Raw genomic sequence first — 15,499 nt, forward strand, 5'->3', positions numbered from 1 at the left:
CCGGGAGCGCCCCATGACCGAACTGAACCGCCTCACCGCCGACGACGACCTCTTCTGGAAGGTGCACCGGCTCTACGGCCCGCTACTGGTGGTGCAGCTGTCGTGGCTGTTCGACGAACCGCTCGACCGCGTGACGGTGGAGCGGCTGCACGCGCATCTCGCGGAGGGCTTCCTCGCCCGCCGAGTGGTGACCACGCGGGTTCCGCTGGCACGGCCCTGGTGGGCCCCGGCGCGCCGGGCCGTGCCACTCGACTGGCAGACCATCCCCGTCACGCCTGACGAGGTGCCGGATTGGCTTGCGGCACAGAGCGATACCGAATTCGATCCGAGTACCGGTGAGGTGTGGAAACTGTCGGCCGCACCCATCGAGGAGGGCGGTACGGTGCTGTCGCTGGTCGCCTCGCATGTGGCGGTCGACGGCGGCGGCGGCCTGTTCGGGGTGGCCGATGCCCTGCGACGGCTGCACGCCGACGCGCCACCGGACCGAGCCGCGAGCGCGGGACGGCTCGTCGGCGATGGCGCGGCCGAGAATCCACTGCGCGCCCACCTCACCGACGCGGCGGCTCAGGTGCGGGCGGTGCTGCGAGGTATCCGCCACGCGATCGCGGCCCGAGATGTGCGCGAACCGAGTCGGCAGCCGCGACCCGACCTCACCACGCCCACCCTGGATCCCTCGCACATGCGCGCCCTGGCCGACAGCGGCGAGTCCAGCGGTCCCGCCCGACCGGCCGCACCCGTCCGCTTCCGCCCCGCCGAGCTGCTGGTCTCCGTCCCGGCCGCCGACTGGAACCGGATCGCCGCGGACAACTCCGGCACCGCCAACGGCCTCATGGTCGCCGTCGCGGTCGGCATTCTCGGCCGCAGCGGGCGCGTCACGGATGGTGAAGTGCGCGTGGAGATTCCGCGATCCATGCGCGGGCTCGACGATCCGCGCGGCAATGCCACCACCGGTGTCGCCGTCGGCGTGCCGTACCGGAAAGGCGAGCGCACGGATCTCGCGCTCTTGCGGGCGAATACCAAGCGCGCGGTGACCGCCCACGACGATCCCGCCACCACCCCTCCGCTCCAACATCTGCAACCGATCCAGATGCTCCTGCCCGATGCGCTCACCCGGCGCTTCGTGCGCACCTCGAAAGCGCCGATCTGCCTGTGCACCAATCTCGGTGACACGGCTCAGCTGGTCGCCGAGATCGCCGGTCGCCGGGCCCGCGCGGTGGTCATGCGCCCGGTGGTGCGGCCCGGTGATCCGGCGTTCTTCCGGCGCACCGAGGCGGGGTTGACCACGGCGTACTCCAGTGATGGCGAGACGGTGACCCTGGCGATCACCGGCGCGGATCCGGACTACTTCCCCGACCGCGAGACCCTGCGGGGTTATGTGGCCGAGGAACTCGCCGCGTGGGACCTGCGACCCGGGTTCTGGTGACCGCCACACCCCGAACCGACGGGTCCGACCGCGAGCGGCGGCGGGGGTGGCGGTGCGCGGCCGGGCGCCCCACCCGGTAAGTTCGATGACGTGACCGGCCGCATCGCCATCGATGACACCGCCCCCGCCATCCCCGGCGGCCGACCGGCGAAAGCCGTGGTCGGAGAGGTTTTCCCGGTCCGCGCCGTGGTGTGGCGGGAGGGGCACGAGGCGGTCGCGGCCACCCTGTCCGTCCGGGCTCCCGGCTCCTCGCGACCGCGCCGCATCCGCATGTCACCGGAGTACGAGCCGGATGTCTTCAATGCCGTGTTCACCCCCACCGAGCCCGGCACCTGGACCTACCGCATCGAGGGCTGGAGCGATCCCGTCGCCACCTGGCGCTCGGCGGTGGAGGCCAAACTCGCCGTCGGGCAGAGCGCGACCGATCTGGCCAACGATCTGGAGATCGGTGCCCGCCTGCTGGAACGCGCCGCGCAGGCGGTGCCCAAGAAGCAGTGGCAGATACTGCGCGATGCCGCCGCGGCCCTGCGCGGTGACGCACAGCTGCCCGCGCGCGTCGCCCCGGCCTTCAGCGTCGAGGTGAGCGACATTCTGCGGGCCACCCCGCTGCGCGAACTGGTGACCCGGGGGCCGCAGCACGCGGTGCGCGTGGAGCGCCAGCGCGCGCTGGTCGGGGCCTGGTACGAATTCTTTCCGCGCTCCACCGGCGGCTGGGACGCCGAGGGCAAGCCGGTGCACGGCACCTTCGCCACCGCCGCCAAGGAACTCCAGCGCATTGCCGCCATGGGCTTCGATGTGGTGTACCTGCCGCCGATCCACCCGATCGGCAAGGTGAATCGCAAGGGGCCCAACAATTCCCTCACCGCCGAGCCCGGCGATGTCGGCTCGCCGTGGGCCATCGGCTCCGACGAGGGCGGCCACGACGCCGTGCACCCGCGCCTTGGCACCGAGGCGGACTTCGCCGACTTCGTCGCCACCGCAAGGGAACTGGGTCTCGAGGTGGCTCTCGACCTGGCCTTGCAGTGCGCGCCCGACCATCCGTGGGTGGCGGCGCATCCGGAGTGGTTCACCACCCTGCCGGACGGCACCATCGCCTACGCCGAGAACCCGCCGAAGAAGTACCAGGACATCTACCCGGTCAATTTCGACAACGACCCCGACGGGCTCTACGCCGAGGTGCTGCGGGTGGTGCGGCACTGGATCGAGCTGGGCGTCAAGATCTTCCGCGTCGACAATCCGCACACCAAACCGGCGGACTTCTGGGAATGGCTCATCGCGCAGGTGCACCACCGCGACCCGGATGTCGTATTCCTGTCCGAGGCGTTCACCCGCCCGGCCCGCCTCTACGGTCTGGCCCGACGCGGATTCAGCCAGTCCTACACGTACTTCACCTGGCGCACCACCAAATGGGATTTCATCGAATTCGGAAAAGAGTTGGCCGCCAAGGCCGATGAGGCCCGCCCGAACCTGTTCGTGAACACCCCGGACATCCTGCACGAGAGCCTCCAGCACGGCGGCCCGGGCATGTTCGCCATTCGCGCGGTGCTCGCCGCCACCCTCGCGCCGACGTGGGGCATGTACTCCGGCTTCGAGCTCTACGAACACCAGGCCGTACACGCGGGCAGCGAGGAGTACCTGGATTCGGAGAAGTACGAACTGCGCCCGCGCCGCTTCACCGAGGCCGCCGCGCGCGGAGAATCCTTGGAGCCGTGGGTGACTCGGCTCAACGAGATCCGCCGCGCGCACCCGGCGCTGCAGCAGTTGCGCTGCATCCACTTCCACCACACCGACAACGACGCGCTGCTCGCCTACTCCAAATTCGATCCCACCACCGGCGACGCGGTACTGATCGTGGTGAACCTCAACCCCTTCGGGGCCGAACAGGGCATGGTGTCACTGGACCTGCCCGCCATCGGCCGCGAAAGGCACGACCGGCCGGTGGTGTACGACGAGGTCAGCGGCGAGGAATACCACTGGGGCCAAAGCAATTACGTGCGGTTGGACCCGGCGCACGCGGTCGCGCACATTCTGGTGCTGCCGCCGGTGCCGCAGCACGCGCGGCAGGAATTGGCCTTCCGGCGCTCGTTCCACTGAGCCCCGCCGACTCCGCTCAGTAGCCGGTCTGCGAGGCGGCCGCGGTCGCGTCCAGATCGGCCAGGGTCAGCGGATGCCGGGGCGCGGCCTCGCGCACCATGGTCGAGTGCACGCCCAACCGGTCGTCGACATGCAGCAGCTCGCCCGGTGCGAGCAGTCGCCACCCCGGATCCTCGTCCATGCGCTCACTGGCGATCACGACGGCGGGATGCTCGGCCAGCGGCGCGCTGTGCACCCGCACCCCGGCCTGCCCCGCGTGCACCAGATGCCGCCCACCGTCCGCCCCACCCGCCGGACGCTCCAACACATACAGCTCGTGGGTCTCGGGATAGCGCAGCGCCCACAGCTCGGTCGCGGTGACGAGCACCATGTTCAACGCGAAGACGGGCAGCCGGTCGGCGATCCAGCGCACGGCATCGGTTATGCCCGCGCTCACATCGCCGCCGTGCGCGTCGGTGCGCGCCGTGATCAGCGCGAAGTACCGTTCCGAATCCGTATCCCCCTGCACCAGTTGGCGATACGGGCCGAGTTCGGCGTCCAGCTCCGCGAGCCCGTGCAGTACGCCATTGTGCGCGAAGAGCCGGTCGCGCTGCTCGAACGGATGGGTGTTGCGTGGTTCCAGGCCACCGGTCGAGGCGTAGCGCACATGGGCGACGAAGGTCCGCGACTCCCGCTCGCGCGCCTCCCGGGCGAAGCGCGGATCCTCGTACGCGGCGATCGGCTGTTTCTCCACCAGCGCCACCCCGTCGGCGGAGAAGGTCCCCAACCCGACGCCATCGGGGTCGCGCCTGCTCTGCCGGGACAGGCTGTCGGGCGCGTCGAGCAACCAGAACGTGGCGTGCACCCGCCGCGGCGCGGCCGACAGACCGAACAACCGGCACATAGCGCTCCTCACCCGAGCAGGTCGCGAGGGTTTCGATTCCCCTGCGATGGTAGTCGCGGCGGCACCGGCGCGGGGTGCCCGCGGGCGCGTCAGCGACCGCCGCCCGCCCCGGCCGAGGGTTTCGCGCAGTAAGTTGGCAGTGTGTGCGCCACCCGTGCCCGAGACATCCGCGGATGAACCGCCGTGACCTGATGCTGTTGGCGGCGGGTACCCACCCCGACCCGCACACCGTGCTGGGCGCGCACCCGCATCCGGACGGCACGGTGGTGCGCGCGCTGCGCCCGCACGCGGATTCGGTGGCGGCGCGCGTCGGCGGCGTCGACCATCCGCTCGACCACGTGGAGCACGGGCTGTTCGAGGGCGTCGTCCCGTTCGCGGAGCTGTGGGACTACCGCCTCGTCACCTCCTACCCCGGCGGGCGCACCGTCGTCGACGCCGACGGCTACCGGTTCCTGCCCACCCTGGGCGAACTCGATCTGCATCTCATCGGCGAGGGGCGACACGAGCGGCTCTGGGAGGTGCTGGGGGCGCATCCGCGCCGCTACGACACCCTCGACGGCGAGGTCGTCGGCGTCTCCTTCGCGGTGTGGGCCCCCAATGCGCGCGGGGTCGCCGTGATCGGCGATTTCGACGGCTGGACCGGCAATACCGCGCCCATGCGGCGGCTCGGCGGATCCGGCATCTGGGAGCTGTTCGTCCCCGGGCTCGGGCCGGGCGACAAGTACAAATACCGCGTGCACGGCGCGGACGGCCGCACCGTGGACCACGCCGATCCGATGGCCTACGCCACCGAGCGGCCCCCGGCCACCGCATCGGTGATCACCGAGAGCGCCTTCACCTGGGGCGATGGCGAATGGCTCACTGCCCGTACGCGATTGGACGCTCCGCGCGCACCCATCAGCGTCTACGAGGTGCACCTCGGCTCGTGGCGGCCGGGCCTGACCTACCGGGAGGCCGCCGAACAGCTCGCCGACTATGTCGCGGAACAAGGCTTCACCCATGTGGAGCTGCTACCCGTCGCGGAACACCCCTTCGGCGGGTCCTGGGGCTACCAGGTCACCTCCTACTACGCGCCCACCGCCCGCTTCGGCTCACCCGACGACTTCCGCTGGTTCGTGGATCACCTGCACCGCAAGGGCATCGGCGTCATTCTCGACTGGGTGCCCGCGCACTTTCCGCGCGACGAATGGGCGCTGGCGCGCTTGGACGGCACCGCCCTCTACGAGCACGCCGACCCCCGCCGCGGTGAGCAACTCGACTGGGGCACCTACGTTTTCGACTTCGGCCGCCACGAAGTGCGCAATTTCCTGGTCGCCAACGCCCTGTACTGGATCGAGGAGTTCCACATCGACGGGTTGCGCGTGGACGCGGTCGCCTCCATGCTCTACCTGGACTACTCCCGCCCCGACGGCGGCTGGGAGCCCAATGTGTACGGCGGGCGCGAGAATCTCGAAGCCGTTGCCTTCCTGCAGGAAATGAACGCCACCGTGCACGGCCGCCATCCCGGCGTGCTCACCATCGCCGAGGAATCCACCACCTGGCCCGGGGTCACCCGCTCCACGGAGGTCGGCGGGCTCGGCTTCACCATGAAATGGAATATGGGGTGGATGCACGACACCCTCGGCTATCTCGGCCACGATCCCGTGCACCGTACCTGGCACCACAACGAGATCACCTTCTCGCTCACCTACGCCTGGAGCGAGAACTACGTCCTGCCCATCAGCCACGACGAAGTGGTGCACGGCAAGGGCACGCTGTGGACGCGCATGCCCGGCGACGACTTCGCCAAGGCGAGCGGGGTGCGCGCGCTGTTGGCGTACATGTGGTCGCATCCCGGTAAGCAATTGCTGTTCATGGGGCAGGAATTCGGGCAGTTCCGCGAATGGGACCACGATCGCGGACTGGACTGGCACGAGCTGGACAACCCACTGCACCAAGGGATTCAGCGTCTGGTCCGCGACCTCAATCGGCTCTACCGCGCCGAGCCCGCGCTGTGGAGCCAGGACACCTCACCCGGCGGCTACTCCTGGATCGACGCCGACGACCGCGACAACAATGTGCTGTCGTTCCTGCGCTACGGCGTCGACGGGGCCATGCTGGTGTGCCTGTACAACTTCTCAGGTGCCGAACACGCCAAGTACCAGGTCGGATTGCCCCGGGCCGGGCGGTGGCGCGAGGTCGTCAATACCGATGCGATCGCCTACGGCGGCAGCGGAATCGGAAACCTGGGCGCGGTCGAGGCGCTGGAGCAGCCGTGGCAGGGCTGGCCCGCCTCCGCGACGGTCGCACTGGCCCCCAACAGCGCCGTGTGGCTGTCTCCGGAGTAAATCCACCGCTATCCGCCTGAACCGCCTTCTCGGGACGTGAGCGCGGCGTATGGTGCGCACAGGGGACACCTCTGGGGAGTGCACCATGAGCGACCGCAGCAAAATCACCCTGGACGAATCGGAACTGCCCGGGCGGTGGTACAACATCGTTCCCGATCTGCCCGAGCCCCCGCCGCCGCCCTTGCACCCGGCGACGCTGAATCCCATCGGGCCGGACGATCTGGCCCCGCTGTTCCCCATGGAACTCATTCGCCAAGAGGTGAGCACCGAACGCTACCTGGACATTCCGGACGAAGTACGGGAGGTCTACCGGCTCTGGCGGCCCACCCCGCTGTTCCGGGCCCGGCGGCTGGAGCGGGCGCTACGCACCCCGGCGCGGATCTATTACAAGTACGAAGGCGGCTCCCCCGCGGGCTCACACAAGCCGAATACCGCTGTGCCACAGGCTTTCTACAACGCCGCCGACGGCACCCGGCGCCTCACCACCGAGACCGGGGCGGGCCAATGGGGCAGTGCGCTCGCCTTCGCCTGCGCGCAGTTCGCCATCGACTGCGAGGTGTGGATGGTGCGCGCCAGCTACGACCAGAAACCGCATCGCCGCACCCTCATGCGCACCTGGGGCGCGACCGTGCACGCCAGCCCCTCCCCGGTGACCGCCGCGGGCGCGAAAGTCCTTGCCGACCATCCGGATTCACCCGGAAGCCTGGGTATCGCCATCAGCGAGGCCGTGGAGGTGGCGGCCGCCGACGCGCAGACCCGCTACGCGCTGGGCAGTGTGCTCAACCATGTGTTGCTGCACCAGACGGTCATCGGCGAGGAGGCGCTGCAACAGTTCGCGGCGGCCGGGGAACGCGCGCCCGACGTGATCATCGGCTGCACCGGCGGCGGCTCCAATTTCGCGGGACTGGTCTTCCCGTTCCTGCGCGAAAAGCTCTCCGGGCGTAGCGATCCGGTGATTCGCGCCGTGGAGCCCGCCGCCTGCCCGTCCTTCACCCGGGGAAAGTACACCTACGATTTCGGCGACACCGCCGGATTCACGCCGCTGATGAAGATGCACACCCTCGGCCACGATTTCATTCCCGACCCGGTGCACGCGGGTGGCCTGCGCTACCACGGCATGTCGCCGCTGCTGTCGCACATGTACGAACTCGGCCTCTTCGAGGCCGTCACCAAGAACCAGCTCGAATGCTTCGCCTCCGCGGTGACCTTCGCCCGCGCCGAGGGCATCCTGCCCGCACCCGAACCGGCCCACGCCATCGCCGCCGTCATCGACGAGGCCCGCCGCTGCACCGAGACCGGCGAGGAGAAGGTCCTCCTCACCGCGCTGTGCGGCCACGGTCACTTCGACATGACCGCCTACGAGCGTTACCTCTCCGGGGAGATGACCGATTTCGAACTGCCCCAAGCCCGTATCGACGAAGCCCTGACCGGACTGCCGACCATCGGCTGAGATCGGTTCGGCCCGCCCCCCGAAGATCACCGGCCCGATTATTGGGGGCTGCCGAGATTGTTTGGGATGTAGTGGATTTGGTTAGCGGCGTCGCATCCCCGAAGTGAAGTATCACTGGATAGGAATTGATCTACATGAAGAAGCTGGGCACAGCCCTGTTCATCGGTGCGGCCGCGGCCGGAATCCTCAGCGGCGCGGCGGGCGTAGCCGTCGCCGACATCCCGGTGACCGCCGCCGAGCCGGTGGTCGCCCCGGGCGAGCCCGACCCGACCGGCACCGGCTCCTCCTCGGCCCTCACCAAGGTGCTCGAGGCCCTGGTCTCCGGTAGCGCGGCCAAGCCGACCACGTAGTCGGAGCCGACGCGGTGATCGGACACTCGACACCGGTCGGACAGTGAAAACGGTGCCCCCACGGCCCTCGGCGTGGGGGCACCGCCTCGTTTCGGTACGGTGCCGCTCAGTACAGCGCCGCGGCCAGCTTGCGGCGGGCCGCCACCACCATCGGCTCGGCCGGATCGAAGAGCTCGAACAGCTCCAGCAGATGGGTGCGGGCGCGCGTGCGGTCGTCGCCCGCGGTGCGCTTCACCAGTGCGATGAGCCGGTCGAACGCCGCCTCCGGCTGCTGGTTGAACATCTCCAGGTCGGCGGCGGCCAGCGCGGCGTCGAGATCGGACGGATCGGCGTCGGCCTTGGCCACCACACTGGGATCCAGCTCCTGCACCCGAGCCACGAACTGCACCTGGCGCAGCGCGGCCTTGGCCTCCGCATTACCCGGCTCGGAATTCAGGATGGCCTGGTAGGCCGCCTCCGCCGTGGCGAAATCGCCACGGTCCAAAGCCTCTTCGGCCGCCACGAAGCGCGGATCCTCCGGCTGCTGCGGCTCCTCACCGCCCTCGCCGACACCGGGCAGCTTGCCCCGCACCGCGTCCACGACGGCGGCCAGCCACTGCGTCACCTGCTCCTCCGGCTGATTGCCGGTGAAATCGGCGAGCGGCTGCCCGGCGGCCACCGCGACCACGGTCGGAATGCCCTGCACCCCGAAGGCCTGGGCGATCCGCATATTCGCTTCGGCCTCGATGGTGGCCAGCTCCCAGTCGGTGGTCGAACCGGCGAGGCGCTCGAGCAGCTTCACCAGTTCGATACTGCCGGGGCTGCGCTGCGAGTACAGCGCCACCACCACGGGCACCTGAGTGGAACGGCGCAGCACCTTCGTCTCGAAGTCGGCCTCGGTGACGGCGTGCCCGTTCGGCACGTCCGCACCGGCCGGAGGCTGCTTCAAACTGGACAGGTCCACCGCACCGGACATAGCGGCGGCGACGGCGGCTGAGGGTCGTCGTGCAGGTCGAGTCACGCTCTCCAGTCTGTCACGAACGCGCGACGGCGGGGCCGCCAGCCTGGCTCAGTTCACCGAGCTGCCCGGTGCGAATCGCCCAGCGCTCGAAGGCGATGGTGGCGAACGGAACGATGGCGGAGGCCAAGGCGAGCAGCGTGGTCTTACCGGGCCACTCCAGCTCGCGCGAGGCGATGAGGCATGTGATGGCGAAGAGCACGAAAACGACGCCGTGCGTCATGCCGAAGACCATGACCGGCCAGGTGATCGGTTCGGGCAGTCGCTTGAGCACCGACCCGGTCAACAAGAAGACCCAGGTCACCGCCTCCAGAATGCCCAGAAACCGAACCCGCTTGGCGACCGTGCTGAGGTCGAAGATGTCACCCATGCGCACCATTGTGCACTGAGATCTACGACACTACGTAGTGGAGGTGGTCACAGTGCGCGGGAATGCCCCTTACGCGACGTGTGCCCGGCTCGTATTCGAGCCGGGCACAGGGTCTTTCGTGTGCGGGTGAACTACACGCGGACGATCAGGGCGTCGCCCTGGCCGCCACCGCCGCAGAGCGCGGCCGCGCCGACGCCGCCGCCGCGGCGCTTCAGCTCGAGGGCCAGGTGCAGGACGATGCGGGCGCCGGACATGCCGAGCGGGTGGCCGATGGAGATCGCGCCGCCGTTGACATTGACCTTCTCCGGGTCGATGCCGAGCTTGCGGGTGGAGGCGACGCCGACGGCGGCGAAGGCCTCGTTGATCTCCACCAGATCCAGGTCGGCGGGCGAAATGCCTTCGCGCGCACAGGCCTTGGCGATGGCGTTGGCGGGCTGGTCCTGCAGGGTGGAGTCCGGACCGGCCACCACACCGGCCGCGCCGATCTCGGCGATCCAGCTCAGGCCCAGCTCCTGCGCCTTGGTCTTGCTCATGACCACCACGGCGGCGGCGCCGTCGGAGATCTGCGAGGCCGAGGCGGCGGTGATGGTGCCATCCTTGCGGAAGGCGGGGCGCAGCTTGGCCAGCGACTCGGCGGTGGTGTCGGCGCGAATGCCCTCATCCGCCGAGAAGACGATCGGATCGCCCTTGCGCTGCGGAATGGTGACCGGCACGACCTCGTCGGTGAAGACGCCGTTCTTCCACGCGGCGGCGGCCTTCTGGTGCGAGGCGGCGGCGAAGGCGTCCTGATCCTCGCGGCTCACCGGCTCGGTGTCATTGCGCTGCTCGGTGAGCGCGCCCATGGGCTGGTCGGTGAAGATGTCGTGCAGGCCGTCGTAGGCCATGTGGTCGCGCAGGGTGACATCGCCGTACTTGAAGCCCTCACGGCTCTTCTCGAGCAGATGCGGGGCCTGGGACATGGACTCCATGCCACCGGCGACGACGATCTCGTACTCGCCCGCGCGAATCAGCTGATCCGCCAGCGCGATAGCGTTGATACCGGACAAACAGACCTTGTTGACGGTCAGCGCCGGGACATCCATGGCGATACCCGCGGCCACCGCCGCCTGCCGCGCCGGAATCTGGCCCGCGCCCGCGGTCAGCACCTGACCCATGATCACGTAGTCGACCTGCTCGGGCGTGACGCCGCCCTTCTCGAGCGCCGCCTTGATGGCGATCCCGCCCAGATCGGAGCCGCTGAAGTCCTTCAGCGATCCCAGCAGCCGCCCAACCGGGGTGCGTGCGCCGGAGACGATGACGGTGGTGGTCACGATGAGCCCTCGCTTATGTCGGATGTTCGGGCTCCCGCCACAGTTCGGAGCCCTACTCAAAGGTAACCCGCTGCCTCCCGACACCCTTCCCCAGGTGCGCGCTACCGTCGGGTGCGTGAGCAATACCGAGAAGCCCGAATTCATCCCCGCGGAGTACGTCACCGCCGTCGATCATGTGGGTATCGCGGTACCCGATCTCGATGCCGCCGTCGCCTGGTACGCCGACAACCTCGGCATGGTGGAGACGCACCGCGAGATCAACGAGCCCCAGGGCGTGCACGAGGCCATGCTGTCGTTTGCGGGAGCGCCCGAAGGTTCGAGTGCCCTGCAGTTGCTGGCGCCGCTGAATGACGCGTCCACGATCGCCAAGTTCATCGACCGGAATGGCCCTGGCCTGCAACAGCTTGCCTATCGGGTCACCGATATCGATGCTGTCGCCGCGTATCTGCGTACACGGGGCTTGCGTTTGCTGTACGAGGCTCCGCGCGGCGGAACCGCAGGTTCGCGCATCAATTTCATCCACCCGAAGGATGCTGGCGGTGTGCTGGTGGAACTCGTCGAACCAGCCGCGAAAACTACTCACTAGTACCGATGTTCGCGGCGGGAAAGAGGCTGTAACAACATTCGCGGTCGGGTCACCATCAGTGGTCGGCAGGCTGTAGTTTGTGGGGCATGTCGTCCACTGAGCCCGATCGTAATCGCTTCGTCGCTCTGCCCTTTACCGTAGTGCGGAAGGGGTATGACCGTGATGAGGTGCGCAACTACTTCGACCGATTCGATGCCGAGCTAAGGGTAACCGCCACCGATCGCGATGCCGCAGCCGCCCAGGCCCGCAACCTGGCCGCGCAGCTCGAAGACGCCCGCGACGAAATCGACGAGCTCCGCAAGGAGGTCGACCGGCTCTCCGTGCCGCCGACCACCGCGGAGGGTATGTCGGACCGCATCTCCCGCATGCTGCGCCTGGCCTCCGACGAGGCCTCCGAGGTGCGCGCCCAGGCCCAGGCCGAGGCCGCCGAGATGATCTCGATCGCCGAGCAGCAGGCGTCCGAGATGCGCGGTAAGTACGAGTCGCTCCTCGGCGAGACCAAGGAGAAGCGCGAGGCCCTCGAGGTCGAGTTCGAGCAGACCCTCGCGAACGCGCGCAACGAGGCCACCAAGATCATCGACGCCGCCAATGCCGAGGCCGACCGCCTCACCAAGGAGTCCGAGGCCAAGCGCAAGGCCGCGCAGCAGGACTTCGAGGTCACCATGGCCGAGCGTCGCACCAAGCTCACCCGCGCCATGGAGGAGCTGGAGGCCACCAGCCGCGCCGAGGCCGCCCAGCGGATCAAGGACGCGACCGACGAGGCCAACCGACTCGTCAGCAATGCCACCCAGAGCGCCGATCGCAAGATCGCGCACGCCAAGGAACTGGCCGAGGAGATGCGCGTGCTGCGCGGTCGAGTTCTCGCCCAGCTCTTGGGAATTCGTGGCCAGCTCGACTCGGTCCCGGCCATGCTGGCCGCGGTCAACCGAGAGAGCGAACTGCTCGACGGCACCCCAGAGCCCCGCTCGCTGCAGAGCAAGCAGTCCGGCCGTAAGGCGATCCAGGACAACAAGTCCGAGGAAGATCAAGCCGTCGACGAGGAGCGCGAGAACGCCGATATCTCCGGCTAGTTCACCGCGGTAGACGCTGACCGGGCGACACCCATCCACTCGAGGGCCGCTCCCCACACCAGGGAGCGGCCTTCCTTATGCCCGGGCAGAGATCGTTGTGCCCGGGCAGAGATCGTTGACCGAGCGCCGCGCGCGGGCTTAACCTCGTTGTGGCGCAAGGAGACAAGTCCCATGCCTGACTATTACGAACCGCACAGCATCGTCCAATACCAGGGCAGGCGGTACGAAATCGCCGGAGTAGCGATCGATTACCCCAATGGCGTCGAAACGGTCAAAGGCCACGACCTCGTCCCGATCGGCGGCGGCCCCACCATCGGCCCCATCCCCTACGCCGATCTCACCCTCATCTCCCCGCCCCCACAGCAGACGCAGTACCCGCCGACGAAGCCGTTCCCGGTCATCAAGCCCTGAACCGGGACAATCGAATCCGAGCCGAGTGTCCGCTCAGGACCAACGGCGGGTGATGCGGCGGGTGTGGCGGCCCTTCCAGCAGCCGGTGTGCCAGTGGCGGCGGTCGTCTTCGCCGCCGTAGGCGGGCCAGGCGACGATGTGGGCGACGCCGGGCATGACCTCCTGGTCGCAGCCGGGGCAGCGGTAGCGTTTCACCGCGCGCGTGCCGGGGACGGTGCGGACGACGTACATCTCGCCGTCCGGACCCTCCTCGTGGCGGCCGAAGACATCACCCAGCGGGCGCGGGTCCTTGGCGGACTGCGCCGACTGGCTGGGTCGCGGCTTCCGGCGGGGCATGTACCGAGATTAGAACAGCCGGAATTCGTCGCTCTCGGTGCCACGCAGGGCGTTGTAATCCAGCGTCAGACAGCGGATTCCACGATCGGTGGCGAGAGTTTTGGCCTGCGGCTTGATCTGCTGGGCGGCGAAGACCCCGGTAACGGGGGCCAGCAGCGGATCGCGGTTGAGCAGCTCCAGATACCGCGTGAGCTGCTCGACGCCGTCGATCTCACCGCGGCGCTTGATCTCCACCGCCACCGTCGCGCCGTCGGCGTCACGGCAGAGGATGTCCACCGGCCCGATGGCGGTCATGTACTCGCGCCGAATGAGTGTGTAACCGGCCCCGAGGGTTTCGATGTGCTCGGCCAGCAGCTCCTGCAGGTGCGCCTCGACGCCGTCCTTCACCAGGCCCGGATCCACGCCCAGCTCGTGCGAGGAGTCGTGCTCGATGTCCTCGACGGTGATGCGCAGCTCCTCGCCCGCCTTGTTGGTCACGACCCACAGCTTCGCGGTCTCCGAGCCGCCCTCGGCCTCGGGCAGCCGCTCCTCCATCCAGCACGGCGGGCTCATCCAGTTGAGCGGCTTGTAGGAGCCGCCGTCGGAATGCACCAGCACCGAGCCGTCCGCCTTCATCAACAGCAGGCGACGAGCCATGGGAAGGTGAGCGGTGAGACGGCCGACGTAGTCCACTTGGCAGCGAGCAATCACGAGGCGCACCGGTCCACTCTAGTGACCGTGCATGAGCCGGGCGAAAGCGCGTAGGCCCGCGATGATTTCCTGCTGGTCGGTGACGCCGTCCAGCGCGTCGTCGAAATGCACGACCATGCCCGTGATGCGCTGATCGACGGTATTGGCCCGCGCCAGCAACTCGGCGTGGTCGCGTGCGACGGTCTCGCGCACCGTGCGCTGTTCGTCTCGCGCCCGCTCGTCCTGCCGCCGCACATCGTCGCGAAGGTCGTCGATCTGGCGCGAGTCCGACTGCTGCCAGGCGGCCACGTTCTCACGCAGGGCGTCCACTCCGTCGGCGAGTGCCGACACCCGTTCCCGCAATTCCACGACATCGTCGGGCGGGTACGCGATATCGCGGGAGATGGTCGCGATCCTCGACCTCAAGTAGACGAAATACGCACCGGCAGGGCGCAATACGATGCTGATGAGAAAGAACCCGGCCACGTAGTAGCCGATGGTGTAGCCGGTCGCCAACGCCACCCCCGCGGCCACCGCGGCCGAGAAGACATGCGCCCCAACGGCCATCCGCAGCAGCCGCCGGGCGAGTCCGTGCACCTCCGCCGCGCGGGCCGCAGGCACCGAAATGTCGCGCGCCCCTGCGGCTTCCAGCCGATGCTCGGCCTGTCGAGCGGCGAAGTACAGATTCCACGGCACCGTCACCACGACGAGCAGCCAGAAAAAGGCCACGAACCCGAGCACCGCGCCGATCATGACCTCAGGATCGACATCGCCCCAGATGAGTAGTGCGGCAACGACCATCGCGAGCGCGGTGGCGGCCCAGAACAACCCCCAATATTGCTTCATGGGCTCAGCCTGGCGGAATCGCCTGTGCCGCAACACCGTGCGACTACTCGAGTAGCCGACTACCTGTGGAAACGAGTAAAGCCCCCCAGCGGTGCTGGGGGGCTTTCTCGAATGATGTTCCGGCGGTGTCCTACTCTCCCACACCCTGTCGAGTGCAGTACCATCGGCGCAGGTGGCCTTAGCTTCCGGGTTCGGAATGGGACCGGGCGTTTCCCCACCGCTATAGCCGCCGTAACTCTATGAAACTGTCACGCCGCGAACACCTTCCGGGTTCGAGCATGCGTGTGTTGTTTCAGATACCGCACAGTGGACGCGTAGCTTCTTTGTTGGTAAGTCCTCGGCCTATTAGTACCAGTCACCTACACCCCTTACAGGGC

At 68.4% G+C, this 15,499-nt stretch carries 15 protein-coding genes and 1 rRNA gene; 8 read left to right on the plus strand and 8 right to left on the minus strand.

What is annotated here, in order from left to right; all coding sequences use genetic code 11:
- The first annotated feature begins 13 nt into the window (after positions 1–13).
- Together ACIBH2_RS13420 and ACIBH2_RS13425 are read left to right on the plus strand one after the other, a co-directional pair.
- The gene (locus tag ACIBH2_RS13420; RefSeq protein ID WP_397116695.1) at positions 14–1,423 is read left to right on the plus strand and encodes a hypothetical protein; all 1,410 of its coding nucleotides are present in this window, start codon (positions 14–16) and stop codon (positions 1,421–1,423) included.
- 90 nt (positions 1,424–1,513) lie between these two features.
- On the plus strand, positions 1,514–3,517 hold the full coding sequence (locus tag ACIBH2_RS13425) for an alpha-1,4-glucan--maltose-1-phosphate maltosyltransferase (protein ID WP_397116697.1): 2,004 nt from the start codon (positions 1,514–1,516) through the stop codon (positions 3,515–3,517).
- 16 nt (positions 3,518–3,533) lie between these two features.
- Here ACIBH2_RS13425 and ACIBH2_RS13430 read toward each other — a convergent pair whose 3' ends face one another.
- Positions 3,534–4,400 (minus strand): class II glutamine amidotransferase, encoded by an 867-nt coding sequence (locus tag ACIBH2_RS13430; protein WP_397116699.1) that lies wholly within the window; start codon positions 4,398–4,400, stop codon positions 3,534–3,536.
- 173 nt (positions 4,401–4,573) lie between these two features.
- On the opposite strand from ACIBH2_RS13430, the gene glgB reads away from it, so the two are divergent.
- The 3 genes from glgB to ACIBH2_RS13445 all read left to right on the plus strand — a co-directional run bounded on the left by glgB (position 4,574) and on the right by ACIBH2_RS13445 (position 8,527).
- Positions 4,574–6,727 (plus strand): 1,4-alpha-glucan branching protein GlgB, encoded by a 2,154-nt coding sequence (gene glgB, locus ACIBH2_RS13435; RefSeq protein WP_397116701.1) that lies wholly within the window; start codon positions 4,574–4,576, stop codon positions 6,725–6,727.
- Between the two features lie 85 nt (positions 6,728–6,812).
- Entirely contained in the window at positions 6,813–8,177 is a 1,365-nt protein-coding gene (locus ACIBH2_RS13440; RefSeq protein WP_397116703.1) for a TrpB-like pyridoxal phosphate-dependent enzyme, read from the plus strand.
- 134 nt (positions 8,178–8,311) lie between these two features.
- Positions 8,312–8,527 carry a hypothetical protein gene (locus ACIBH2_RS13445; protein ID WP_397116705.1) on the plus strand — a complete coding sequence of 72 codons (216 nt, stop codon included), beginning with the start codon at positions 8,312–8,314 and terminating at the stop codon, positions 8,525–8,527.
- Between the two features lie 106 nt (positions 8,528–8,633).
- Here ACIBH2_RS13445 and ACIBH2_RS13450 read toward each other — a convergent pair whose 3' ends face one another.
- From ACIBH2_RS13450 to ACIBH2_RS13460, 3 genes are all read right to left on the minus strand, one after another.
- Positions 8,634–9,482: a tetratricopeptide repeat protein gene (locus tag ACIBH2_RS13450; protein WP_397117019.1), complete on the minus strand. Its 849-nt coding sequence runs from the start codon at positions 9,480–9,482 to the stop codon at positions 8,634–8,636.
- Between the two features lie 58 nt (positions 9,483–9,540).
- Positions 9,541–9,894, minus strand: a complete 354-nt coding sequence (locus ACIBH2_RS13455) for a DUF3817 domain-containing protein (RefSeq protein ID WP_397116707.1) — start codon at positions 9,892–9,894, stop codon at positions 9,541–9,543.
- Between the two features lie 131 nt (positions 9,895–10,025).
- A complete protein-coding gene (locus ACIBH2_RS13460) occupies positions 10,026–11,204 on the minus strand; it encodes an acetyl-CoA C-acetyltransferase (protein WP_397116709.1) in 1,179 nt (392 codons plus the stop codon).
- Positions 11,205–11,319: 115 nt separating this feature from the next.
- Here ACIBH2_RS13460 and mce point away from each other — a divergent pair, with 115 nt between their 5' ends.
- The 3 genes from mce to ACIBH2_RS13475 all read left to right on the plus strand — a co-directional run bounded on the left by mce (position 11,320) and on the right by ACIBH2_RS13475 (position 13,271).
- A complete protein-coding gene (mce, locus tag ACIBH2_RS13465) occupies positions 11,320–11,790 on the plus strand; it encodes a methylmalonyl-CoA epimerase (protein ID WP_397116711.1) in 471 nt (156 codons plus the stop codon).
- Between the two features lie 86 nt (positions 11,791–11,876).
- Positions 11,877–12,860, plus strand: a complete 984-nt coding sequence (locus tag ACIBH2_RS13470; RefSeq protein WP_397116713.1) for a hypothetical protein — start codon at positions 11,877–11,879, stop codon at positions 12,858–12,860.
- Positions 12,861–13,031: 171 nt separating this feature from the next.
- Entirely contained in the window at positions 13,032–13,271 is a 240-nt protein-coding gene (locus tag ACIBH2_RS13475; RefSeq protein ID WP_397116715.1) for a hypothetical protein, read from the plus strand.
- A 33-nt stretch (positions 13,272–13,304) separates the two neighbouring features.
- On the opposite strand, the gene ACIBH2_RS13480 is transcribed toward ACIBH2_RS13475, so the two are convergent.
- The 4 genes from ACIBH2_RS13480 to rrf form a co-directional block, all read right to left on the minus strand.
- Positions 13,305–13,607 carry an ATP/GTP-binding protein gene (locus tag ACIBH2_RS13480; RefSeq protein WP_397116717.1) on the minus strand — a complete coding sequence of 101 codons (303 nt, stop codon included), beginning with the start codon at positions 13,605–13,607 and terminating at the stop codon, positions 13,305–13,307.
- A gap of 9 nt (positions 13,608–13,616) precedes the next feature.
- Positions 13,617–14,306, minus strand: coding sequence for an endonuclease NucS (nucS, locus tag ACIBH2_RS13485; protein ID WP_397116719.1), 690 nt, complete (start codon positions 14,304–14,306; stop codon positions 13,617–13,619).
- Positions 14,307–14,315: 9 nt separating this feature from the next.
- Positions 14,316–15,122, minus strand: coding sequence for a hypothetical protein (locus ACIBH2_RS13490; RefSeq protein ID WP_397116721.1), 807 nt, complete (start codon positions 15,120–15,122; stop codon positions 14,316–14,318).
- A 117-nt stretch (positions 15,123–15,239) separates the two neighbouring features.
- Positions 15,240–15,356 (minus strand): 5S ribosomal RNA (rrf, locus tag ACIBH2_RS13495).
- Positions 15,357–15,499 lie beyond the last annotated feature (143 nt).

It is taken from the genome of Nocardia sp. NPDC050406 (genome assembly GCF_044459025.1).
Classification (GTDB): Bacteria; Actinomycetota; Actinomycetes; order Mycobacteriales; family Mycobacteriaceae; genus Nocardia.